This window comes from Rhodococcus sp. 3258, assembly GCF_031456475.1.
In the GTDB taxonomy this organism is placed as follows: domain Bacteria; phylum Actinomycetota; class Actinomycetes; order Mycobacteriales; family Mycobacteriaceae; genus Rhodococcoides; species Rhodococcoides fascians.
Genome location: NZ_JAVDUT010000001.1, coordinates 1195013 through 1214853, shown reverse-complemented (window position 1 = coordinate 1214853; position 19841 = coordinate 1195013). Strand labels below are relative to the sequence as shown.

The 19841-nt window shown below is 64.1% G+C and carries 25 protein-coding genes; 10 read left to right on the top strand and 15 right to left on the bottom strand.

The genetic code is table 11. The features are described from left to right. Positions 1 to 17 precede the first annotated feature (17 nt). From J2X62_RS05625 to J2X62_RS05615, 3 genes are read left to right on the top strand one after another with little or no spacing between them, the layout of a single operon-like run. A complete protein-coding gene (locus J2X62_RS05625; RefSeq protein WP_310178425.1) occupies positions 18 to 1805 on the top strand; it encodes an FAD-dependent monooxygenase in 1788 nt (595 codons plus the stop codon). Continuing rightward, positions 1802 to 2878: a maleylacetate reductase gene (locus J2X62_RS05620; protein WP_094643395.1), complete on the top strand. Its 1077-nt coding sequence runs from the start codon at positions 1802 to 1804 to the stop codon at positions 2876 to 2878. Before J2X62_RS05625 ends, J2X62_RS05620 begins: the two co-directional genes overlap by 4 nt. Before the next feature lie 8 nt (positions 2879 to 2886). Beyond that, the gene (locus J2X62_RS05615; RefSeq protein WP_094643396.1) at positions 2887 to 3783 is read left to right on the top strand and encodes a dioxygenase; all 897 of its coding nucleotides are present in this window, start codon (positions 2887 to 2889) and stop codon (positions 3781 to 3783) included. Positions 3784 to 3787: 4 nt separating this feature from the next. Here the strand turns inward: J2X62_RS05615 and J2X62_RS05610 are convergent, their stop codons facing one another. Genes J2X62_RS05610 through J2X62_RS05590 form a run of 5 tightly spaced genes read right to left on the bottom strand, consistent with a single transcriptional unit; the run spans position 3788 to position 7199 of the window. After that, the gene (locus J2X62_RS05610) at positions 3788 to 4420 is read right to left on the bottom strand and encodes a TetR/AcrR family transcriptional regulator (RefSeq protein WP_032367367.1); all 633 of its coding nucleotides are present in this window, start codon (positions 4418 to 4420) and stop codon (positions 3788 to 3790) included. A gap of 10 nt (positions 4421 to 4430) precedes the next feature. Next, positions 4431 to 5645 carry an FAD-dependent oxidoreductase gene (locus J2X62_RS05605; RefSeq protein WP_310178417.1) on the bottom strand — a complete coding sequence of 405 codons (1215 nt, stop codon included), beginning with the start codon at positions 5643 to 5645 and terminating at the stop codon, positions 4431 to 4433. After that, positions 5642 to 5815 (bottom strand): rubredoxin, encoded by a 174-nt coding sequence (locus J2X62_RS05600; protein ID WP_027495558.1) that lies wholly within the window; start codon positions 5813 to 5815, stop codon positions 5642 to 5644. The genes J2X62_RS05605 and J2X62_RS05600 overlap by 4 nt, the downstream gene beginning before the upstream one ends. Further along, positions 5812 to 5976 carry a rubredoxin gene (locus tag J2X62_RS05595; protein ID WP_094621469.1) on the bottom strand — a complete coding sequence of 55 codons (165 nt, stop codon included), beginning with the start codon at positions 5974 to 5976 and terminating at the stop codon, positions 5812 to 5814. The genes J2X62_RS05600 and J2X62_RS05595 overlap by 4 nt, the downstream gene beginning before the upstream one ends. Continuing rightward, positions 5976 to 7199 carry an alkane 1-monooxygenase gene (locus J2X62_RS05590; RefSeq protein WP_310178387.1) on the bottom strand — a complete coding sequence of 408 codons (1224 nt, stop codon included), beginning with the start codon at positions 7197 to 7199 and terminating at the stop codon, positions 5976 to 5978. The genes J2X62_RS05595 and J2X62_RS05590 overlap by 1 nt, the downstream gene beginning before the upstream one ends. Positions 7200 to 7971: 772 nt before the next feature. Between J2X62_RS05590 and J2X62_RS05585 the strand changes: the two genes are divergently transcribed. Continuing rightward, on the top strand, positions 7972 to 8190 hold the full coding sequence (locus J2X62_RS05585) for a hypothetical protein (RefSeq protein ID WP_094621470.1): 219 nt from the start codon (positions 7972 to 7974) through the stop codon (positions 8188 to 8190). 98 nt (positions 8191 to 8288) lie between these two features. Continuing rightward, a complete protein-coding gene (locus tag J2X62_RS05580) occupies positions 8289 to 9398 on the top strand; it encodes a GGDEF domain-containing protein (protein WP_310178384.1) in 1110 nt (369 codons plus the stop codon). Positions 9399 to 9467: 69 nt separating this feature from the next. Here the strand turns inward: J2X62_RS05580 and J2X62_RS05575 are convergent, their stop codons facing one another. Both J2X62_RS05575 and praA read right to left on the bottom strand, forming a co-directional pair. Then, positions 9468 to 10190: a hypothetical protein gene (locus tag J2X62_RS05575; protein WP_032371837.1), complete on the bottom strand. Its 723-nt coding sequence runs from the start codon at positions 10188 to 10190 to the stop codon at positions 9468 to 9470. 44 nt (positions 10191 to 10234) lie between these two features. Further along, entirely contained in the window at positions 10235 to 10744 is a 510-nt protein-coding gene (gene praA, locus J2X62_RS05570; RefSeq protein WP_032366927.1) for an alkane oxidation protein activator PraA, read from the bottom strand. Between the two features lie 423 nt (positions 10745 to 11167). Here praA and J2X62_RS05565 point away from each other — a divergent pair, with 423 nt between their 5' ends. Beyond that, positions 11168 to 12397, top strand: a complete 1230-nt coding sequence (locus J2X62_RS05565) for an EAL domain-containing protein (protein WP_310178378.1) — start codon at positions 11168 to 11170, stop codon at positions 12395 to 12397. 144 nt (positions 12398 to 12541) lie between these two features. Here the strand turns inward: J2X62_RS05565 and J2X62_RS05560 are convergent, their stop codons facing one another. The 5 genes from J2X62_RS05560 to J2X62_RS05540 all read right to left on the bottom strand — a co-directional run bounded on the left by J2X62_RS05560 (position 12542) and on the right by J2X62_RS05540 (position 15298). Then, on the bottom strand, positions 12542 to 12763 hold the full coding sequence (locus J2X62_RS05560; RefSeq protein ID WP_230591697.1) for an ANTAR domain-containing protein: 222 nt from the start codon (positions 12761 to 12763) through the stop codon (positions 12542 to 12544). Positions 12764 to 12882: 119 nt separating this feature from the next. Next, complete coding sequence (locus tag J2X62_RS05555; RefSeq protein ID WP_135043299.1) at positions 12883 to 13191, bottom strand: WhiB family transcriptional regulator; 309 nt, start codon at positions 13189 to 13191, stop codon at positions 12883 to 12885. A 130-nt stretch (positions 13192 to 13321) separates the two neighbouring features. Next, entirely contained in the window at positions 13322 to 14449 is a 1128-nt protein-coding gene (locus tag J2X62_RS05550; protein WP_310178368.1) for a cation:proton antiporter, read from the bottom strand. Positions 14450 to 14464: 15 nt separating this feature from the next. Next, positions 14465 to 14665, bottom strand: a complete 201-nt coding sequence (locus J2X62_RS05545; RefSeq protein WP_027495568.1) for a hypothetical protein — start codon at positions 14663 to 14665, stop codon at positions 14465 to 14467. 36 nt (positions 14666 to 14701) lie between these two features. Next, positions 14702 to 15298 carry a hypothetical protein gene (locus J2X62_RS05540; RefSeq protein ID WP_032371841.1) on the bottom strand — a complete coding sequence of 199 codons (597 nt, stop codon included), beginning with the start codon at positions 15296 to 15298 and terminating at the stop codon, positions 14702 to 14704. A 194-nt stretch (positions 15299 to 15492) separates the two neighbouring features. On the opposite strand from J2X62_RS05540, the gene J2X62_RS05535 reads away from it, so the two are divergent. Both J2X62_RS05535 and J2X62_RS05530 read left to right on the top strand, forming a co-directional pair. Continuing rightward, positions 15493 to 15924, top strand: a complete 432-nt coding sequence (locus tag J2X62_RS05535; protein WP_310178362.1) for a hypothetical protein — start codon at positions 15493 to 15495, stop codon at positions 15922 to 15924. Further along, positions 15921 to 16421 (top strand): flavodoxin domain-containing protein, encoded by a 501-nt coding sequence (locus J2X62_RS05530; protein WP_032371843.1) that lies wholly within the window; start codon positions 15921 to 15923, stop codon positions 16419 to 16421. Before J2X62_RS05535 ends, J2X62_RS05530 begins: the two co-directional genes overlap by 4 nt. Here the strand turns inward: J2X62_RS05530 and J2X62_RS05525 are convergent. Then, positions 16396 to 16848: a DUF1003 domain-containing protein gene (locus tag J2X62_RS05525; RefSeq protein ID WP_027495572.1), complete on the bottom strand. Its 453-nt coding sequence runs from the start codon at positions 16846 to 16848 to the stop codon at positions 16396 to 16398. The two genes, J2X62_RS05530 and J2X62_RS05525, sit on opposite strands and share 26 nt — an antisense overlap. 90 nt (positions 16849 to 16938) lie before the next feature. On the opposite strand from J2X62_RS05525, the gene J2X62_RS05520 reads away from it, so the two are divergent. Both J2X62_RS05520 and adhP read left to right on the top strand, forming a co-directional pair. Further along, complete coding sequence (locus J2X62_RS05520; RefSeq protein WP_155290474.1) at positions 16939 to 17085, top strand: hypothetical protein; 147 nt, start codon at positions 16939 to 16941, stop codon at positions 17083 to 17085. A gap of 18 nt (positions 17086 to 17103) precedes the next feature. After that, on the top strand, positions 17104 to 18114 hold the full coding sequence (adhP, locus tag J2X62_RS05515; RefSeq protein ID WP_310178356.1) for an alcohol dehydrogenase AdhP: 1011 nt from the start codon (positions 17104 to 17106) through the stop codon (positions 18112 to 18114). A gap of 91 nt (positions 18115 to 18205) precedes the next feature. Here the strand turns inward: adhP and J2X62_RS05510 are convergent, their stop codons facing one another. Both J2X62_RS05510 and J2X62_RS05505 read right to left on the bottom strand, forming a co-directional pair. Further along, positions 18206 to 18652 (bottom strand): ATP-binding cassette domain-containing protein, encoded by a 447-nt coding sequence (locus J2X62_RS05510; RefSeq protein ID WP_310178354.1) that lies wholly within the window; start codon positions 18650 to 18652, stop codon positions 18206 to 18208. An 87-nt stretch (positions 18653 to 18739) separates the two neighbouring features. Further along, complete coding sequence (locus J2X62_RS05505; protein ID WP_310178351.1) at positions 18740 to 19651, bottom strand: universal stress protein; 912 nt, start codon at positions 19649 to 19651, stop codon at positions 18740 to 18742. Positions 19652 to 19841: the final 190 nt, after the last annotated feature.

Here is a 19841-nt window from a genome sequence, read left to right as displayed (position 1 = left end):
CGACGAAGGGTGATCCGATGCCGGTGTTCGACGACGGTCAGAAGGCGACTGCACTGCCCGATTCCTCGGTGGTGGAGACCGACGTGCTCATCGTCGGATCGGGTCCGGCGGGCGGTTCCGCGGCCCTGCTGCTGTCCACTCTCGGCATTCCCAACATCATGATCACCAAGTACCGCTGGACGGCCAACACTCCACGCGCGCACATCACGAACCAACGGACGATGGAGATCTTCCGGGACGTGGGAATCGCCGAGCAGGTGCTCGCCGACGCGACCCCGCACGAACTCGTCGGCGACACGGTGTTCTGCACGTCCATCGCGGGCGAGGAGATCGGCCGAATCCGCACGTGGGGAACGGGTGCCGACCGCGAGGCGGACTACCAGCTCGCATCTCCGTGCTTGACCGTCGACATCCCGCAGACCTACCTCGAGCCGATTCTCGTGAAGAACGCGACGATGCGAGGAACGCAGACCCAGTTCTCGACCGAATACCTCTCCCATGTGCAGGACGACTCGGGAGTGAGTGTGTCCGTGATGGATCGGCTGACCGGCAATCGGTACACGATCCGAGCCAAGTACCTCATCGGTGCGGACGGAGCTCGGTCGAAGGTCGCAGCCGACATCGACCTGCCGTTCGAGGGCGCGATGGACATCGCCGGGTCGATGAACATCACGTTCAAGGCCGACATCGCCGAGTACGTCGGGCATCGACCGTCGGTGCTGTACTGGGTGATTCAGCCCGGATCGAATGTGGGCGGTATCGGTGCCGGCCTGGTGCGGATGGTTCGGCCCTGGAACGAGTGGCTCGTCGTCTGGGGATTCGACATCTCGGTGCCGCCGCCGGTGGTGGACGAGGACGCCGCCATCGCGATCGTCCGGAACCTGCTGGGCATGCCGGAGCTGGACGTCGAGATCACGGGAACCTCGTTGTGGGGCAACAACGAAGCCCACGCCACACATCTGCAGAAGGGGCGGGTGTTCTGTGCCGGTGACGCGATCCACCGACATCCGCCGAGCAACGGTCTGGGGTCCAACACCTCGATCCAGGATTCCTACAACTTGGCGTGGAAGCTCGCCGCGGTACTGAAGGGCCGTGCCGGTGAATCCTTGCTCGATACCTACAGTGCCGAGCGGGCCCCGGTGGCGAAGCGGATCGTCGAGCGGGCCAATCGTTCCAGTCGTGAATTCGCAGGCCTGTTCGACGCGCTGGGCGTCACCGACGCGAAAACCGAGGCCGAGATGATCGAACAGATCGAAGAGCGCAAGGCGAACACGCCTGCCGGCGCTGCCAAGCGAACGGCACTCGCCGCCGCGATGGAGACCAAGAACTACGAATTCAATGCGCACGGAGTGGAATTGGGGCAGTTCTACACGTCGTCGGCCATCGTATCGGAGGGGGCGCTGCCCGAACCTGCACGAGACCGCGACCTGTACTACCAGGTGTCCACCCTGCCCGGATCTCACCTTCCCCACGCCTGGGTGGGCGATCATCTGAACAAGCGCGCAATGCTCGACATTGCGCCTTACGAGCGCTTCACGCTCATCACCGGAGTTGCCGGATCGGCGTGGGAGGCGGCCGCGGCCGCAATCACCCAGGAACTCGGTGTGCCGCTCGAGGCCGTCGTCATCGGACCGGGACGCGAGGTGACCGATCTGTACTTCGACTGGGCTCGGCTTCGCGAGGTGTCCGAGAGCGGCGCGCTGCTCGCGCGTCCCGACAAGCACATCTGTTGGCGTGCAGAAGAACTCGTCGACGACCCCGAAGGTGCACTTCGGAAGGCTCTGACCTCGGTGCTGTCGCGATGATCGGCGACTTCGCCTACGAGGCCAACCCGATGCGAGTGCGATTCGGCTCCGGTTCGCTGGAGCGCCTGGCCGACGAACTCGATCACCTCGGACTCCGCCGGGTGTTGGTGCTGTGCTCTCCGAGCCAGCAGAGCGTCGCAGACCGGGTGGCATCCATCCTCGGGGATCGTTGTGTAGGAATACGTTCGGACGCCGTGATGCACGTCCCGGCCGACCTTGCCGCCCGAGCCAACGCGGAGGCCGTCTCACTCGGGGCCGACGGCTGCGTGACCGTCGGCGGCGGATCGGCAATCGGGCTCGGTAAGGCCATCGCACTCAAACACCGTGTGCCCATCGTCGCCGTGCCCACCACCTACGCCGGGTCGGAGATGACACCGGTGTGGGGCATGACGACCGACGGACGCAAGGAAACCGGCCGCGACACAGCGGTATTGCCGCGCAGCGTCCTCTACGACCCCGACCTGACGGCAGGTCTTCCGGTCGAGTTGTCGGTGACCAGCGGTATCAACGCCGTCGCCCATGCGGTGGAAGCGCTGTACGCACCCGACATCAGCCCGATCATCGCACTGATGGCCGAGGACGGGGTACGAGCACTCGCATCCGCGCTCCCGGTTGTCGTCGCCGATCCGTCCGACCCACAGGGGCGCAGCGACGCCCTCTACGGCGCATGGCTCTGCGGCGCGACGCTCGGCAGCACGACGATGTCGTTGCATCACAAGCTGTGTCATGCACTCGGGGGAACGCTGAATCTGCCGCACGCCCCGACTCATACGGTGGTGCTTCCGCACGTGTTGGCCTTCAACCAGTCGCACGCGCCGAAAGCGGTGGCAGCTCTGTCCCGGGCGCTACCGGGCACCGCAGACCCGGCCCGACGACTGTGGGACCTGTGCCGGACCCTCGGCGCGCCCCGATCACTGGCCGAACTGGGCATGCAGGAGAGCGACATCGACCGGATCGCCGAGGAAGCGACGAGCCGATCGTACGGAAACCCCCGCCCCGTCACCCGCGAGGCCGTCACCACAATTCTTCGAGCAGCATGGGCCGGCGAGCGGCCGATCGAGAGCGAACAGTGAGCGAGAGTATGACCGACGAAACCGTCTCCGAAGCCCAAACCACCGTCGAAGAACGACTGGTGGACAACGTCATCGGCTCGTTCGGTGAGTGCACCGATCCGCGACTGAAACAGGTGATGACGTCGCTGGTGCGGCATCTGCACGGATTCATTCGGGACGTGCGCTTGACCGAAGACGAGTGGAACACCGCTGTTTCGTTCCTGACCGAGGTCGGGCACATCACCGACGATCGTCGTCAGGAGTTCATTCTGCTGTCCGACGTACTCGGTGCGTCGATGCAGACCATCAACGTCAACAATCCTGCCCACGCGGGTGCGACCGAAGCGACGGTGTTCGGCCCATTCTTCGTCGACGACGCACCGCGCATCGAGAACGGTGGTGATGCGTCGGGAGGTGCTGCAGGACAACCGTGCTGGGTAGAAGGAACCGTACGGGACACCGACGGTAACCCGATTCCCGGTGCCCGGCTCGAGGTGTGGGAGGCCGACGAGGACGGCTTCTACGACGTTCAGTACGACGACGCCCGCGTCGGCGGTCGAGCTCATCTCTACAGCGACGACGACGGGCGCTATCGATTCTGGGCGCTGACACCGACTCCGTACCCCATTCCGCACGACGGTCCTGTCGGTCGAATGCTCGCGGCAACCGGCCGCTCGCCGATGCGGGCGTCGCACCTGCACTTCATGGTCACGTCACCGGGGATGCGAACGTTGGTGACGCACATCTTCGTTCGGGGTGACGAACTACTGGACAGCGACACGGTGTTCGGGGTCAAGGATTCGTTGATCAAGGACTTCGTGGAGCAGCCGGCGGGCACCCCGACACCGGACGGTCGAGACGTGGGCGACACGACATGGGCGCGGGCCGATTTCGACATCGTGCTCGTTCCTGCCGACAAATCCTGACGGGTCAGGACTCGGCTGGAGCACCACCGGCGATGGAGTCGATGAACGGCGTCAGCAGCAGGGCGAGATCGTCTGCGGCAGAGGCGACATCGTCGGGCGGCTCGGGAATGTAGCTCAGGGCCAGGCGCACGATGGACTTGCTGATGACGTCGGCTTGTCGTGGACTTGCGCCCACCCATCCACGCTGAAATGTCTCTGCCAGACGCTCGCCCGCACGGTCGATCAGCACCTCGCTGTCAGTGGTGATCAGGCGCAGAAGATCCTCCGGTGCGTCGCCGCTGTGCAGGGACCGGACGAGCGGATCCAGACCGCTGAGCTCGAAGAACGACGAAAAGCCCTGTCTCAGAGCGGCCGACGCATCGTTCTCGTGTTGGTACAGTGCGGTCTCGCACATCGCGACGAACGCGTCCGTCAATCTGATGGCATAACCCTGTGCGACACCGCGTCGCGAACCGAACTCATTGTACAGACTCTGCCTGCTCAACCCCGCGGCCTTGGCGATGTGGCTCATCGTGACGTTGCGCCAGTTGCGCTCGTGCAACAACTCGCGCAGCGCATCGAGCGCCACATCGCGCGCCAGAGTGGACGCGGCTTCACGGTATCGACCGGGAGTCGACGTCTGTTCGGCGGCGGGCATGAACACGACTCTATCGAACGACCGCATGTGGCCTGTCCAGCCAACCTTCTTCGAGACTGTTCCGATCGACGGGGCCCGCGCTCGCGATGAGGGTGCGGACCTGCCGGATGTCCTTGGGATGACCTACCCCGATTGCCCCGACGAGCCTGTCGCCGCGCACCGCGCAGGCCGTGAACCGACGGCTTTCGATGGAGCCGCGCACCACGAAATACTCGTCGTGTGCATCGGTCCACCCCGCGAATTGCAGGTTGACGCCGTGCTGCATGGACCATCCCCACGGAACATCGAGAGCACCGACATCGAGACCGAGGATGGATCGCGCCGCCCGGGTCGCCTGATCGACGGCTCCGTTCCAGTGCTCACTCCGATACGTCCCGCCGAGTACCGAGTTGGGAACTTCGGCGACGTCGCCCGCGGCAAAGACGTTCGGTCTCGACGTGCGCATCCCGGCGTCCACCAGGATTCCCGACGCGGTCTCGAGGCCCATGTCCGCCCCGAGCTCGGTGTTCGCGACCGAGCCGACAGACACCAGCACGGTGCCCGCGGACCATGAACGACCGTCCGCGGAGGTTGCGAGAACGGTGCCGTCGGCCAGCTTCTCCAGGCCGGTCACGGCGACGTCGGTGTGCATCGTGACGCCGTTGTCGGCATGCAGGTCCCGGTACATCTGCGAGATCGCGGCCGGTGCGATCCGGTTCAGCGGAGCCGATGCCGCCTCCACCACCGTGACCTCGGCACCGAGCGATCGTGCCGCTGCAGCCGCCTCGCACCCGATCAGGCCGCCGCCTATCACCAACAGTGATCTCGTTCGGGCGATGTCGGCCTGCAGCGGGGCGACATCGGCTGCGGTGCGAAGGGTGAACACGTGCGCGGCACCCGGTAGGTCGAGTTGCCGTGCACGAGAACCCGTTGCCAGCAGCACGGCGTCGTACGGGACCGGAGCACCCTCGTCCAGGTGCACCTCGGAATCGGTAACGGCGGTAGCCGTGACGCCTGCGCGAACGTCGACCCCGTCGATGGCTGCACCGAGCTGAACCTGATCGACCGATTTCGTACCCAGCAGCAGTTCCTTGGAGACAGCCGGTCGACGGTACGTGGTCTCCGGTTCGCTACCGACGATCGTGATGGATCCGGTGAAACCCTCGGCGCGAAGCTCTTTGGCGGCGGTGTACCCGGCGGCCCCGGTGCCGACGATCACGACGGTGCCGGGTTGGCGAGCGGTCACCCGCGCTCGACCTCGACCATCTCGAAATCGGCCTTGGCTGCACCGCAGTCGGGGCACGACCAGTCGTCGGGAATGTCGTCCCAGCGCGTGCCGGGTTCGATGCCGTCCTCGGGCCAGCCGAGCTCTTCGTCGTACTCGAATCCGCACTGCACACAGCGGTATAGCTTCATTTCTTGCTCCGGAAGTCGATTTTCTCTCGGACGCCGCAGTCGGGGCACGGCCACTCGTCGGGTACCGCGGACCACGGAGTTCCGGCCGGAAAGCCCTCGCGTGGTGCGCCCGTGGTCTCGTCGTAGACGAACTCGCAGACCGGGCACTCGTAGGCAGCCATCACTTCGCTCCGTATGCGGCGAGGATCTTCTCCCGCTTGGACGGCGCGATGTTGACGCGAGTGATGTCGCCGTCGTAGTGATCGAGAACGCGGTGATCCATCACCTTGCGCCACACGGGCGGGAAGTAGGCCAGCGAGATCATGCTTGCGTAACCGCTCGGCAGGTTGGGTGCTCCGTCCATGCTGCGCAGAGTCTGGTAGCGCCGGGTGGGGTTGGCATGGTGATCACTGTGTCGCTGAAGGTGATACAGGAAGATGTTGGTCACGATGTGATCGGAGTTCCAGCTGTGCTCGGGGGTGCATCGCTCGTAGCGGCCGTTGTCCTTCTTCTGGCGCTGCAGGCCGTAGTGCTCGAGGTAGTTGACCGTTTCGAGCAGCGAGAAGCCGTAGATTGCCTGAACTACCAGGAACGGCAGCACGATCGGGCCGAACGCTACGGCAAGGACGGTGTAGAGGACGACGGACATCAGCCACGCGTTGAGCACATCGTTGTGAATACTCCACGTGCTCTTGCCCAGTCGCTCCATGCGGGTCTTCTCGAGTTCCCAGGACGACCGCAGGCTTCCCCACACGCTGCGGGGGAGGAAGGCCCAGAAGCTCTCACCGAACTTCGAGCTCGCCGGATCCTCGGGAGTAGCGACACGTACATGGTGACCGCGGTTGTGTTCGATGTAGAAGTGGCCGTAGAACGTCTGTGCCAGTGTGATTTTCGACAGCCAGCGCTCGAGGTCATCCTTCTTGTGACCGAGCTCGTGCGCGGTGTTGATGCCCACGCCGCCCATGACACCGATGCTGATGGCCAGGCCGATCTTCGAGAGCAGCCCCAGACCGCCGTCGATGCCGAGCCACGAGAGGTTGTCAGCGGACCAGAGGTAGCAGGCGAACACCAGGCTGGCGAGCTGGAACGGAATGTAGGCGTACGTGCAGTAGCGGTAGTACTTGTCTTCCTCGAGCGCCTTCATCACCTCGTCGGGCGGGTTGTCGCCGTCCGGTCCGAAGAACCGATCGAGGATCGGGAGCAACCCGTAGACGAGCAGCGCGCCGATCCACCACCAGACCGGCGCCACGGCGTTCCAGCCGAGCTGGTTGAAAGCCCACACCAGGCCGGTTGCCAGAAACACCGCCGTCGGCGGGATCAGGCCCATGAGCCAGAGGTATCGCTTGCGGTCGTGCCACTCGTCGACGGGCGCCTGTGCCTGATCGTCGACATTCGATGCCGTCATCGTCACTCCTCGTGTAGGGCGGATCACTGTGCTGTGGACAATACGCGCAATTTGTATCCTGTGTGTACAAATCAAGATATTTGTACATCAGGCGGATGGATTGTTGCGGCAGTCACAGCGTCACCGTTTGGACGAATCGGCCTGCTACCTTCCGACTCGTTGTGATCGGTCACGAATGGTCACGGCACTCGCAGGTCCGTCTGTATCCCGTCGGGGGTACTTCACATCAGGAGTAGTTATGGACGCATTCATCGCCAAGATCATCGTCGACGTCATCCTCGGGCTCATCGGCAGCGGAAGTGCCGAGAGCGGCAGTACCGCAGTGAGCGCAATCCTCGGATCCTGACCCGAAACGGCTGCGTCGGCGAGAATGCCGGCGCAGCCCGCGGAGCGTCAGTGGCGAAGCGGTAGGAGTGAACGCGGGGCATCGCCGCACACGCTCGATGGCGAACGGCTAGAAGCGGCCCTCGGCGATGGCGAGTACGACAAGAGCGATCGCCGCGATAATGAGTATTGCTAAGAGTGCCAACTGGATTGGGCTGGTCGAGCCTGGCGGCCGAACGCCGTTCGGACCCCTTTTCTGGAGCATGGCACAGACTGTAGGTCACTTCTCGGGTTTGTGCACAAGTTGGATGGTACAAACCGGCGAATGTGCCGATATGATTCGCACACCTGTTCGATCAGGAGTAGAGTTCGAGTCGGTGGAGCGAGGAGGGAAGCCTTGCTCCACCGCTCCCACATATGACACCCGAGCGAGTGGACGGTGACGGCGATGGACGACGTGTTGCGCAAGGTAGCGGAGCTCAAAGCACTGGTCACCGAGCTCGAGGCGCTCGACCGTCAACGCGTCGGGATGGGTGACCGGCTGGTCGATCTCGAACATTACTTTCGCCGAGCTGGTTGCCCCGAGTTGTCGCAGCAGGCACTCGACGCGTTCGTCGGGACCTATGCCGGCCGAGTGCTCGAATTGGCGGACGGCATGCGCGGCTAGCACCTACCGGCGACATCTGCTGTTCGCGAACCAGCCGGTTTCTTCTGTGGTTCACTGGTTCATCCAAGTCGGGACACGAGGAAAGCCGCTCGAGATACGTGAACAGTTTGCGCGAATGGTGGGCCCTTCCAGTCGACTACGGATGGAATGTCGCCTTCGCGCGCTCGCAGCAGGCGCTCGAGATCACCAAAATACTCATCGGAATCTGGTGCTGGCTCTTCGGCGCGGCCGCGGCGATCGGATTGGTGGTACCAGGCCTCGCCGAGGGCAGTCTGGGTACGGCTGCACTCTGGGTCACCGTAGCCACGACAGTCCCGGTCGGAATTGCCTGGTGGATCGGTGGCTGGCCGAGCTGGCAGATGTCGATCGCGTTCGTCTTCTACGCCGACGTCGTTCTCGCCGCAGTGGTGCTCACCATCGGTGTTCCGACGACTGTTCTGCCGACAGCCGCCCTGTTCACCGTCATCGGTAGCTACGTCGTCGGTTTTCACGGTCCCAAGCTGCTCACTGCCCACTACGGCTTCGCCTTGACCACGACCGCAGTGCTGTACGGTTTCGCCTTCGTAGCCGAACCCGAACTGCGGTTACTGGCCACGGCCTACCTGGTGATCTTGATACTGGTGATGTTCTCGGCACCACTGATCGTGCACACGTTCATGATGATGTTGCGACGCGATGCCACCGGCGCGTTCTACGACCCCCTCACCGGGTTGCAGAACAGGCGGGGATTCGACGCGGCGATCGGCAACCTGCAGCTACGGCCGGGATCAGGAACCGGAGTGACGGCAGTGGTGATAGACATCGACAACTTCAAGGCCGTCAACGACCGATACGGTCACCTGCAAGGGGACGCCGTGATCCGGCTGGCGGCCTCCCGCATCCTCGACGTGTTTCCGACACCCGCCATCACGGTTCGGCTCGGCGGGGAAGAGTTCGCAATCATTGCCGTGGATGACCGCGATTCGGTCGCCGCTCGTGCGGAAATACTACGAATCCGACTGAGCAACGCAGCCGATCGCTCCCCACTGACCGCCTCGATAGGCGTCGCACATGCTGTTGTCGACGCGCGAGAGACGGGTACCGAAGTCGAAGAGTTGCTGGGTCGTGCGGACCGGGCGATGTACCGAGCCAAGGGGCTCGGCGGCGACCGCGTTGCCCTGTCCGAGGGCGAGCCTCGGTCGTCGCGTCCGGCCGGCGAGCCGCACTGACGAGCGACGGCGTCGACCGATCCCACTTCTGGAACCGGTCAACGCCGTCGGCGGAGTCGAAAGGTCTTGCTAGAGAGCAACCTTGGCTGCAATGGCCTGCTGTGTTCCGACGTCGAAGACCGGGTTGGTCAGGTGCACGTCGAGGGTGTTGTTGGGGCCGGCGATGAGACCGTTGAGCAACGAGGTGTACGTGCCGCAGTTCTGGAACTGAGGAATCGTGTACGTGCCCTTCACGTGCGTGTCGGCCTCGTTGTTCTGGATCAGATCGATCGCGTCGAGCGCACCGGTCAGATTGGCGGTGGTCTCGCTGGTGACGCAGTTGCTCCCCGGGGGAATCAGGTCGAGTGCCGCCGACCCGGACGATCCGGTGCCGCCGATGCCGAGGGGCTTGACGGAGTCGATGCGAATCTTGAAGCTCTGCGCGACATTCAGCTCCAGTTGCGGTGCCTCGGCGGGACCGCCGGCTGCAATGGTGCCGGAGACCGGAGTGGCGTCGACGATCGAGATGGTGAAGTTGGCGAGCGTTGCCGGGCCGAGCTTGAGATCGGCCGACGCCTGCGGCAAGGCAAGAGTGCCGGTCACCGTCCCGCCGACGAGGTCGACGTCGGTGGCCAGAGCGGTGGTCGGGAAGACCACCGGCTGGCCGGTCTTGGCGATCAAGGTCGTGGTGTCGGCCTGGAACGTGATGGGAAGGGTGTCGGCAGCGTTGGCCGGGCCGGCGACCAAGGTCGCCAGAGCGACACTCGACGCCAAGGCCGTCGCGGTGACGACGGCTTTGTTACGGATCTTCACGTGCTCTCCTGAATATTGTTGTTGTGCTGGAAAGGAATTGGCGATCAGGACAAGGTGAATGCCGGGTTCGGCTGCACCGACAGGCTGTTCACCGTGCAGTTGCCCGACATCGGCTGGTTGCTCGACGTCAGAGTGTTGGTCATGTTGTCGAACGAACCTGCGAGCGTTGCGGGCCCGCAGTTGTAGCCCAGAAGCGAGAAGCCGACGTTCGAGACCTCACCGGTGGTGGAGCTGGTGGGAGTGAGGGTCCAGGGCAGGTTCTTCAGCTGCGGCAGGCCGCAGAGGCGGTTCGATCCGCTGATCTTCGCGTCTGTGATCGACGCCGACGAGCCGTCCGCGCTGGTGGATCCGGACAGGGTGATCGAGCAGCTGACGGGAACCCCGAACGAGGCCGGTGTGGTGACGACGATCGTGCCGGGTGCGGTGAAGGCGGTATTCGCCGGTGAGATGGTGGCGGCAGCGGCACTTCCGGCACCGAGGGTGGCCCCGGCAATCGCGACTGCAGCAGCGACAGTGGTGAACGTTCGGGTACGGGACGGCAGGTTGAGCGTCATCGATCCTCCAAGTCCGAGCAGCTTCCGGCTCCCAGACGGGCATCCGGTGGCTCCGGTGCTCCGGCAGCCGAAACGAACATTAGGACGACGAAATGGATGTCGGATATGTTCTTTTGCAAGACAGTGACAAGTCACAATCCGGTCGGTATGTTTGTTGTAAGTCTTGGTATTGATTTCGGTCGGCACCTCGGAAGGTATGTGCTTCATGGGTTTTCGGCCCGTTTTTTCTGGGGGAGTCGGCATGATGGGCGCGTCGGACACCCATCTGTGGCGTTATCGAACCGTTATGGTTCGTTACCGAAACGAGACGCGCCGTATTGCTTCGGCGACACCTGAGTCGTTCAAGCTGGCGTCAGCGAGAAAAGACGACCCGAAGAGGTTTGAAACAGATAGCAACCCCTGCGTGACGGGGGTGGCTTTTTCATGTCAAACTGTGGTGTGACGTTCGCGCTGGCCGAAGTAGGTTCAACAGTCGACACGGACACGGGAGAGTTGACGGTGCAGCCGTATTTCGCCCCGGTCTGTCGACTGGACAACGGTGCGCTCGCGGCAATCGAAGTACAACTGCGCGGCCCGAAGGACGGTCCACTCGCCTCCGCCGATGCACTCAAGCGCGCCGCTCGCGCCATGGATGCCAAGCGTGAACTCGATGTTCTCGCGTGGGGAGTCGCCCGGCTCGAAAGCGCCGTTCGGCTACCGATGCTGGTCTCGATGGATGTCGACTCGCTCGCAGCACTCGACGAAGCCACCGAAGAACAGTTGCGTCGCGACATCGTCGTCGTCACCGAGGCGGCACTCGTGGACAGCCCGGCGCGCACTCTGGCCGCGATCGACAAGGCACGTCGCGACGGAAAAGTGGTTGCCGTCGACGACGTCGGTCGCCGACCGCAATCCCTGACGCTGCTGCCGCTCATCGAACCCGATGTCATCATTCTGTCTTCCTCCATGGTCTCCACCCGGCCCGATCTGGCCACCGCCCGTACGGCGCACGCGGTGTCGGCTCAGGTGGAGCGAACCGGTGCCGTGGTCGTGGCCAGCGGAGTCGACACCGCCGTGCACCGCAGCCGGGCACTCGGTCTCGGTGCCACCTACGGAGTGGGCGAGCTGTACCCGGCTGCTCAGACGACCGAAGAGTTGCCGGCCGACGCCGCGGAGATCATGCCGCCGTTCCCCACCTGGAGCACCCCCGCCACCGCGCTCGAGCCGCCGTACGCAATTGCCGCCGTAGGCAAGGTCGCGACGCGGAGCACCAAGCGTCTGTTGGTGGCCATGAGCACGTCTCTGGAGATGCAGGCGTCGGCGTCGGGCCCGGAAACATTGGTACTCGGCACCTTTCAGCGGGCCGAGCATTTCACACCGACCAGCCGTGCGCGGTGGGTGTCGATGGCGGAGCAGATCTCGTACGCCGGCGTCTACGGGGTGGGGATGGGCTACGTGCAAGAAGGCGGCATCGTGCACGCCCCGCTCGACCCGACGGACTCACTCGTCGAGGAGTGGAACGTGGTAGTTCTCGGCCCGCATTTCTGCGGAGTGCTCGCTGCCATCGACCTTCACCGAGGCGAAGCCGACGCGGATCGTGAATTCGACTATGTGATGTCGTACGACCGCGCCACCGTAGTCCGTTGCGCCCGTGCAATTCTCGCGCGCTTCTGAACCGTCGAGCCGGTGGTGTGCGTACTGGATGTTTCGGGCAGCCACGGCAGGGCATACGGCACAACAGGTGATGAAGTAGTCCGGACTGCCACATTGCTCAGACCCCGTACGTTGAAAACACAGCGTGCGGGGTCGACTTGTCGGTCAGGGCAACTCGGACATCTCGTGCACGAACTCCAGAGCGATGTCGTGCACTTTGCGATTGGCACGTTGCGACCTCTCGACCAACAAAGCGAACGCCTCGTCGGCAGTGATGCGGTGCACCGCCATCAGGATTCCCTTTGCCTGTTCGATAGGCGCGCGACGCGCCAACGCGTCCTGGAGATCGAGCGGGCCCTCGATCCTCGTCACGTGCGCTGTGCTCATGCAGACATTGTTGCGCACCTGACGTCCATGCAGGTCAGAGACCGAAAGACACGCGGTGAAAGCGACAGACCGTGCCGTAGCCGTTACCGGTGACGTAGCGTTCCGTAACCGCCTCGTTATCAGGCAGCCGGGTTGGCCAGAGGTCTCCCGATCAGAAGTTCGAGGGTGCGGTAGGCATCCGTTCGCCGACCGTTGCTGGCATTGTCGTGATACGCCGCGCCGGCGACGACCACGCCGACCGGAATTCGACCCGACTCGATATCGCGAGCCGTCTGCTCGGCGCAGTTCCGCAACACCGGGCAGTCGGCGCACAGCCGCCATGCCTTCTCTGCGCGTTTGCGTCCGTGCCGAGGAAGTTGTTGCGAGTCGTATGCATCCATGTCTTCGATGCACGCACCCTTGAGGCGCCAGACCTGGTCATCCGTCATCGTCGTGATCCGTTTCGCGTCGTGCCGATCGTTCCACAACGCTTATTCCCCATCCCTGGAGACTCGAAACAACCAAATGCCTTGCGGCGCCGAACACCCGCCGTTGGGCCCAGCAGTTCTGGCCCACCGCTCAGGCAGGACGACGAGCAGCAGACCGAGATATGACGGCCGCCGCCGCGATGGTCACCAGTGCGCCGAGCACGATGGCGGGGCCTTCACCGGGTGCCAGAACGCTGCTCTGCTCCCCGAGAGTCACGGCCGAAACCGGAACGCCCAGTTGGGCGGCCGCGAGTATCCCAAGCCCGACGGGCTGGCCTGTCGCGCGCATCGCGCCGTGCACCGCGATTGCACCCAGACCCAACACGAGCCCCAGCACGATCATGCTCGGGTGGCCACCCAGTGCACGCAGGTCGAGTGACGCGCCGAGCCAGACGAAGTACAGCGGACCCAGGAAACCTTCGGTGATGGCGAACAGCTGTTTCGCCAGACGTCGCGGTTCTCCGATCGCAGCGATGGCCAGTCCGAAGCCGAAGCCGGCCAGCATCACCGACGCATGAGTGTGGACCGCGAGGGCCGCGAGGCCGAACAGCAGAACCAGGTTGAGTCGCAATTCGAGAGCGAACTTACGCTGGGCAGACACATGGTGGATTCGACGGCGCAGTCCGGTGAGGTCGAAGTGTCGCAGTACGAAAAAGATCGCGGTGGCGGCAGCGATGACCGTGATGGATCCGAACGCGGCCGGAACAGCGCGCGGTGGATCGATCACCAGGGGTAGAGCGACGATACAGACTGCGTCGGCGATCGCGATCTGTGGCAGGAAGGACATCAGCCCGGATGTGGCCGTCTTGCTGGATTCGACTATCGGCATGATGACCGCGGCCGAGGACGATGTCATCAACACCGCGTAGAGACCGGGGTGCGGTGGATCGAACGCAGTGGAGACGGCCCAGCCGAGTGCGGTAGCCAGCAGCCCGACGGCCACAGCCCGCGCAGCGCCCACCCGGAGGCCGACCCGCAGTCGAGGATCGCGAATCGGTACCTGACTGCCCGCCACGAACATCACGAGCGCAAACCCGACCTGCGCCAGAAGACTCAGTGTCTGCTCACTCGGATCGATGACGCCGAAGCCTGTGTGACCGATGACAATTCCAGCGACGAGTTCTCCGATGACGACCGGTATCCGAAGCCCACGCGGAAGCGCCAGAAGTGGGCCGAACAAACCCACCGCGGCACACAGGGCGAGCGTCTCGAAGGTCATACGACCCCGCCGACGTCAGGCAGAGTTCAGCGTCGGGTGCATGTTCGGCGGCAGCGCCGACGCAACGAGATCACGAGGGTGCAGCACGCCTTGCTCGGCCATCATCAGTCTCATCAGCTGCTCGACAACACGCAGCTGCGCCGCCAGAGGGCTGCGCATGAGTTTGCGCTCGTAGTCGATGCGGGCGGACCGATATTCGGTGTCGAGATCGCTCATGTCATTGTCTCCTCGAACGGTGGATGCTCGACGGCTCTACCGCGAGGGGTGGTTTCGCGCCTGCAGGAAGTCTTTCCAGTCGCTGTCCCAACGCCGCATGCGAACTCGATCACCGGCCACGGTGGTGAGATAGACCAGGAATCCGACCAAGACCGCGCCGAGAACCCACACGAACACGGCTGTGGAGGCCCCGTTGATGACGGCACCGACTTCGCTGACGGGCGCACGCGCGAGGGTTCCGTTCGCGTCGCACCAAATCGGAGTGGTCTCACCGATGTGGACGTCCGAGGGAACCTCGGTCGATTCCGAGCGAATCGACCCGTCCGGTGCACTCCATTGCACCGTTGCGACACCGGTGGCGAGCGTGGTGCTGTCGCTGCCGGTACTCGTGGACTGCGCGGTGTCGATCACTCGGGCGTCGACCTGAACGTAGTGTGCCCGTTGCTGACGTGACCGCGTCGACAGGTCGCTGTAGGTCACCGAACCGATCGTCGCGGCGACGGGTATCAGCAACAGAAGGACCGCGACACCGACGACGTAGGCCGTTCGTTCGATCCTGTCGGGCAGTCGCATCAGCGGATTGGAACACCAAGGAGTTCGACGCCACCACCGGTGCGCGAGTTCTGCGAGCATGCGGTCACCTACCCCTCACCGCCGTGTGTTCGGCGTCGATTACGAGTCTCCGACGCCGTGCACTCGTAAGTAAGGGCACAAGGTCCCGATACGGCGGGGGCGGTGGACGGTTCAGTCACGAAGTGGAGAGAAGTCCTCGTGGCGGCGGACCTTGTGCCCTAGCTCCCGGATTGTTCGGCAGCCACGCTGAGCTCATGATGTCGACTACGCGAGCGCTCACCACGAAAGACCGACGATGGCCGTGGCTGGGCGCAGTGTGCGCCGCAATTTCCATCAACGCTTTCGGTGGCGCGATCGGTTTGGCCTCGGGCGCCATCGATCTGAGCACCGAGGCGCACGCACGCCTACCGCTGTCGAATACGGCGCTCGCCGGCCTCGCGTTGGTTCTGGTCGTCGGAGTGCCGATGGGACTGGCGGCGGCGTCGGCTCTGGCGGGTGGCGGCAAGACCGGCCCCATCGCCCACACGGCGGGCGTACTGCTCGCTGCCTGGATAGTGGTCCAACCGCTTGTGATCGGCGAAACGAGTTGGCTGCAGGGCATGTTCGGCGTACTGGGAGTTCTCGTCGCCCTCCGAGGGTGGCGGATCACGGCGTACACGAACCGCCTCGCACGTCGCATCGCATGAGAATCCTGGTCTCGACCGCCGGACGGCACGGAGCGACGAACTCGCTCGGGCAGGAGATGGCCCGTGTGTTCCGGCACGGGGGAGCCGAGGTCGACGTCTGCGCTCCGGATTCCGTCGTCGATATCAGTGGCTACGACGCCCTGGTCATCGGAAGTGCCGTCTATTCCGATCGGTGGGTCCCCACCGCCAAGCGGCTCGTCGAGCGGGTCTCCGGGTCTGCGCACCCACCCGTGTGGCTGTTCTCCTGCGGGCCATTGCATTCGAGCGACCGACCGGTCAACGACACCGCCGACGCCGCACGCGCGGTATCGATGTTGGATGCATCCTCGCATCGAACATTTCCCGGTCGGCTCGACGCGGAACGGCTCTCGGTGGGCGAACGTCAGATCTTCGACAACTCCGGCGCGGTTGCCGGAGACTTCCGGGACTGGGTTCATGTGTGCAATTGGGCCCGAGAGATCCTTGCCTGTCTCACGGCTGGGACACCGGGCTCGTGACCTTCGTGAACGTGCCTGCACCGACACGCCGAGCGGACGGGCAGACGTGCTCGTGAATCTCTGCCGCCAATTGTGCCACCGATTCGGTCAAGACGGTATTCGCTTCGATCATGTCCTGCAGCAGTGCGGTATTCGAAAGTGTATGTACGGCAACCTCACTGCTCACCGAGTCCGCGCGCTTGGCCGAGATCAGCAGAATGGCGCCCTGCAGTCCTGCGATCATCGACAGGAACAGGTTGAGCAGGATGAAAGGGTACGGATCGAACCCGTCGTTCTGGTTGTACGCGGCCCACAGCGCCATCACGCCCAGGAACAGGAATACGAACGGCCAGGAGCCCATTCCGTTTCGGACGTAATCCGCCGCACGCTCACCCGTGGTCAGTGCATCACCGGTTCGAACGCCCGGATGTCTTCTCCACAGGTTCATCGTTCGCAAGTCTTCGAATCGGAGGGTGCAGAAGTGTCCATGGTGCCTAGTGTGGCCCCTGATCGCCAGAGTCACCAGGGACGAAAGTCCATGACTGCTGTGCCTTTTGCCTCCCCACGCGCACCTCGGGAGACGTCCCGACCGGTCGATGACTTCCGGCCCTACGTGCCCGCCGCCGCAGCGCCGATCATCGACGGTGTGCATTGCTCGACGGTCGAGAACGGCACCGGTTTCTGATGTTGGAGGAAGTTCACGATGAAAGCAGCTGTTGTCACCGAGTTCGGCGGGCCCCTAATAGTCAAGGACATCCCGATACCGCAGCCCGCGCCCGAACAGGTGCTGGTGAAGATGGAGACGTGCGGTGTGTGTCACACCGATATCCATGCTGCGCAGGGGGATTGGCCGGCCAAGCCGACCTTGCCCTTCGTCCCCGGGCACGAGGGCATCGGAGTGATCGAGGCGGTCGGGTCGCAGGTGTCGAAGGACAGAATCGGTGAGCGAGTCGCCATCGCGTGGCTCGGTTCGGCATGTGGCGAATGCGATCACTGTGTCTCGGGTTGGGAGACGCTGTGCGAGACGCAACAGAACAGCGGCTACTCGATCGACGGTGCGTACGCCGAATACGCTGTCGCCCATGCGAAGTATGTCGTCCATGTTCCCGACGGGATCTCCTCGTTCGACGCTGCCCCACTGACCTGTGCCGGCGTGACCACGTACAAGGCTGTCAAGGTCGGTGGCGTCACCCCGGCGCAGCGCGTGGCCATCTTCGGTGTCGGCGGGCTCGGTCATATGGCGGTGCAGTACGCCAAGATCGCCGGCGGCTTCGTCACCGCGGTCGATATCGAGGACGAAAAACTCGACCTGGCACAAAAACTCGGCGCAGACCACACCGTCAACTCGGCGACGACCGATCCGGTGGAGGCAATTCAGGCGCTCGGTGGAGCCGATGTCGCAATCGTCCTGGCCGTCATCCCCAGTGTGTTCGATCAGGCCTTCCGGTCACTGCGCCGCGGCGGACGGCTGGTGTGCGTGTCGATGCCTGCGCACGGCGTGTTCCCGATCCCGATCTTCGAGACGGTGGTCGGCGGAATCTCGGTCCTCGGCTCGATTGTCGGCACCAGGAAAGATCTTCGTGAGGTGTTCGCATTGCACGAGGCCGGACGAACGACGGTATCGGCGGTGTCGCGCAAACTCGACGAGGTCAACGACTGCTTCGACGACCTGATGGCCGGACGCGTCACCGCTCGTCAGGTCTTGGAGTTCTGAGGGGCTCTCCGATCTCGATGAGTGTTCCCCTTCGGCTCGATTCGCCGTAGGGTTGCTCGAGGGCAGACACGCGCTGGACCAGCGCGTGTGCTCACAAGGAATCGAGCAGTGATGAATGCAGCGATTCAGGTGCAGAATGCGCGCCGCCACTGACGTCGCGTAGACCGACCAGCTCCAGTACGTCGATGATGCGTGTGACCGGGATACGTTGAGTCTGAGCCAGATACAACAAGTGGTCGTAAGCGGTCCGGCCCGGGTGGACGGCCTCGGAATCCAGCAAGGTGCCGACCGTGAGTAGTGGGCGGTGCAGCTGCGCGTACTCGACGCCCCCGATCAGTGCGGTGCCCGCGCTGGGGCGATCCAATCCGACGATCAATCGCATCGTGGTGGACTCACCCGATCCGTTGGGGCCGAGAAAGCCTGTGACGGTGCCGGGTTCGACGGCGAACGACAGGTCGTCGATAACTAGCTTCCCGCCGTAGCTCTTGCTCAGTGCGCGTACTTCGATCGCGTAGGCGGCGGTGTCCGGTCGGCTCATGAACACAGCGTGCTCGGCTCGGCTCGGCCGTCGTAGGGCATTAGGACCCTCGTAGGTCGACGAACGGCATTGTCCGGTCGGGGACAGTCACATGCTGGGCCGGTGGGTGACAGCGGCGAGGCGACCGGGCGACGGCACGACGGTGACCGGGCAGTGCGCTCGCGTCAGCACCGACCGGCTGGTCGAGCCGAGCATCATCTCCGCGTAGCCGCCGCGTCCGTGACTACCGATCACCACCAGCTGAGCACCTTGGGCGTGATCGAGAAGTGCCTGTACCGGTTTGTCCTTGACCACCACGGACCGCACCGACACCGTCGGATGGAGTCGAGTGTGCGGCTCGAGCAGCCGCGCCAAGTGATCTGCAGCCGCGCGTCGGTTGTCCGGCCACTCCATTCCTCGAATCGGGAAGCCGATCGACAGATCCGTGTCCGACCAGGAGTGCACCGCAGTCAGTGGTGCCGATCGAACATCCGCCTCCTCGAACGCCGACGTCATTGCGGCAGCGCTCGCCTTGGTGCCGTCCACGCCCACGACCACCGGTTGGATCGCGTGGTCGAGACCGCCGTCGGTCCAGCCACGCACCACGGTGACCGGGCAGCGAGCATGAGTGGTGACGGCGAACCCGATCGAGCCGAGTGACCGCTGCTCGGTGCCACCGAGCCCCCGCGTGGCAATGACCACCATGCGGGCCGTCTCGGACAGTTCGAGCAATGTGGACACCGCAGAGGCCTCGGACGAGACTGTATCGACGGTGACCATCGCCGTCCCACGAGTCGCAGTCTCCCGGGCCTCGTCGAGAATGCGGTCGGTTTCCGATCTGGCCTGGTGCACCACGGTATCGGGAAGGACGCCCAACCCGGTCAAGACCTTGGGCAGCGACATCGCCGAGACGACAAGGAGATCGGACAGGTGCAATCGTGCGTCGAGAGCGGCCCAGCGCACCGCGTCCAGAGCCGCCGCCGAACCGTCGACCCCGACGATGGTCGGAAGTGGGCCCATCGATTTCCTCCTCGGTCGTGGTGTCGAACATCCATCAGACGCCGCGCACAGCCTCGGGCGCGGCAGGACAACAACACCTGGACCGAGGACTTTGGTCCTCTGTTTCGGTGACGAAAGGTCGGACCACCGCCGACCGTCCCCCGTAGGCTCACAAGTCGAGGCGTTCGACATGGACGCAGGTAGAGGGGTG

Coding starts and splice junctions, on each gene's coding strand:
- J2X62_RS05625 (WP_310178425.1), top strand. CDS start 18: ATGCCGGTGTTCGACGACGGTCAGAAGGCGACTGCACTGCCCGATTCC.
- J2X62_RS05620 (WP_094643395.1), top strand. CDS start 1,802: ATGATCGGCGACTTCGCCTACGAGGCCAACCCGATGCGAGTGCGATTC.
- J2X62_RS05615 (WP_094643396.1), top strand. CDS start 2,887: ATGACCGACGAAACCGTCTCCGAAGCCCAAACCACCGTCGAAGAACGA.
- J2X62_RS05610 (WP_032367367.1), bottom strand. CDS start 4,420: ATGCCCGCCGCCGAACAGACGTCGACTCCCGGTCGATACCGTGAAGCC.
- J2X62_RS05600 (WP_027495558.1), bottom strand. CDS start 5,815: ATGAAGCTATACCGCTGTGTGCAGTGCGGATTCGAGTACGACGAAGAG.
- J2X62_RS05595 (WP_094621469.1), bottom strand. CDS start 5,976: ATGGCTGCCTACGAGTGCCCGGTCTGCGAGTTCGTCTACGACGAGACC.
- J2X62_RS05590 (WP_310178387.1), bottom strand. CDS start 7,199: ATGACGGCATCGAATGTCGACGATCAGGCACAGGCGCCCGTCGACGAG.
- J2X62_RS05585 (WP_094621470.1), top strand. CDS start 7,972: ATGGACGACGTGTTGCGCAAGGTAGCGGAGCTCAAAGCACTGGTCACC.
- praA (WP_032366927.1), bottom strand. CDS start 10,744: ATGACGCTCAACCTGCCGTCCCGTACCCGAACGTTCACCACTGTCGCT.
- J2X62_RS05565 (WP_310178378.1), top strand. CDS start 11,168: ATGTCAAACTGTGGTGTGACGTTCGCGCTGGCCGAAGTAGGTTCAACA.
- J2X62_RS05560 (WP_230591697.1), bottom strand. CDS start 12,763: ATGAGCACAGCGCACGTGACGAGGATCGAGGGCCCGCTCGATCTCCAG.
- J2X62_RS05555 (WP_135043299.1), bottom strand. CDS start 13,191: ATGACGGATGACCAGGTCTGGCGCCTCAAGGGTGCGTGCATCGAAGAC.
- J2X62_RS05550 (WP_310178368.1), bottom strand. CDS start 14,449: ATGACCTTCGAGACGCTCGCCCTGTGTGCCGCGGTGGGTTTGTTCGGC.
- J2X62_RS05545 (WP_027495568.1), bottom strand. CDS start 14,665: ATGAGCGATCTCGACACCGAATATCGGTCCGCCCGCATCGACTACGAG.
- J2X62_RS05540 (WP_032371841.1), bottom strand. CDS start 15,298: ATGCTCGCAGAACTCGCGCACCGGTGGTGGCGTCGAACTCCTTGGTGT.
- J2X62_RS05535 (WP_310178362.1), top strand. CDS start 15,493: ATGATGTCGACTACGCGAGCGCTCACCACGAAAGACCGACGATGGCCG.
- J2X62_RS05530 (WP_032371843.1), top strand. CDS start 15,921: ATGAGAATCCTGGTCTCGACCGCCGGACGGCACGGAGCGACGAACTCG.
- J2X62_RS05525 (WP_027495572.1), bottom strand. CDS start 16,848: ATGAACCTGTGGAGAAGACATCCGGGCGTTCGAACCGGTGATGCACTG.
- J2X62_RS05520 (WP_155290474.1), top strand. CDS start 16,939: ATGACTGCTGTGCCTTTTGCCTCCCCACGCGCACCTCGGGAGACGTCC.
- adhP (WP_310178356.1), top strand. CDS start 17,104: ATGAAAGCAGCTGTTGTCACCGAGTTCGGCGGGCCCCTAATAGTCAAG.
- J2X62_RS05510 (WP_310178354.1), bottom strand. CDS start 18,652: ATGAGCCGACCGGACACCGCCGCCTACGCGATCGAAGTACGCGCACTG.
- J2X62_RS05505 (WP_310178351.1), bottom strand. CDS start 19,651: ATGGGCCCACTTCCGACCATCGTCGGGGTCGACGGTTCGGCGGCGGCT.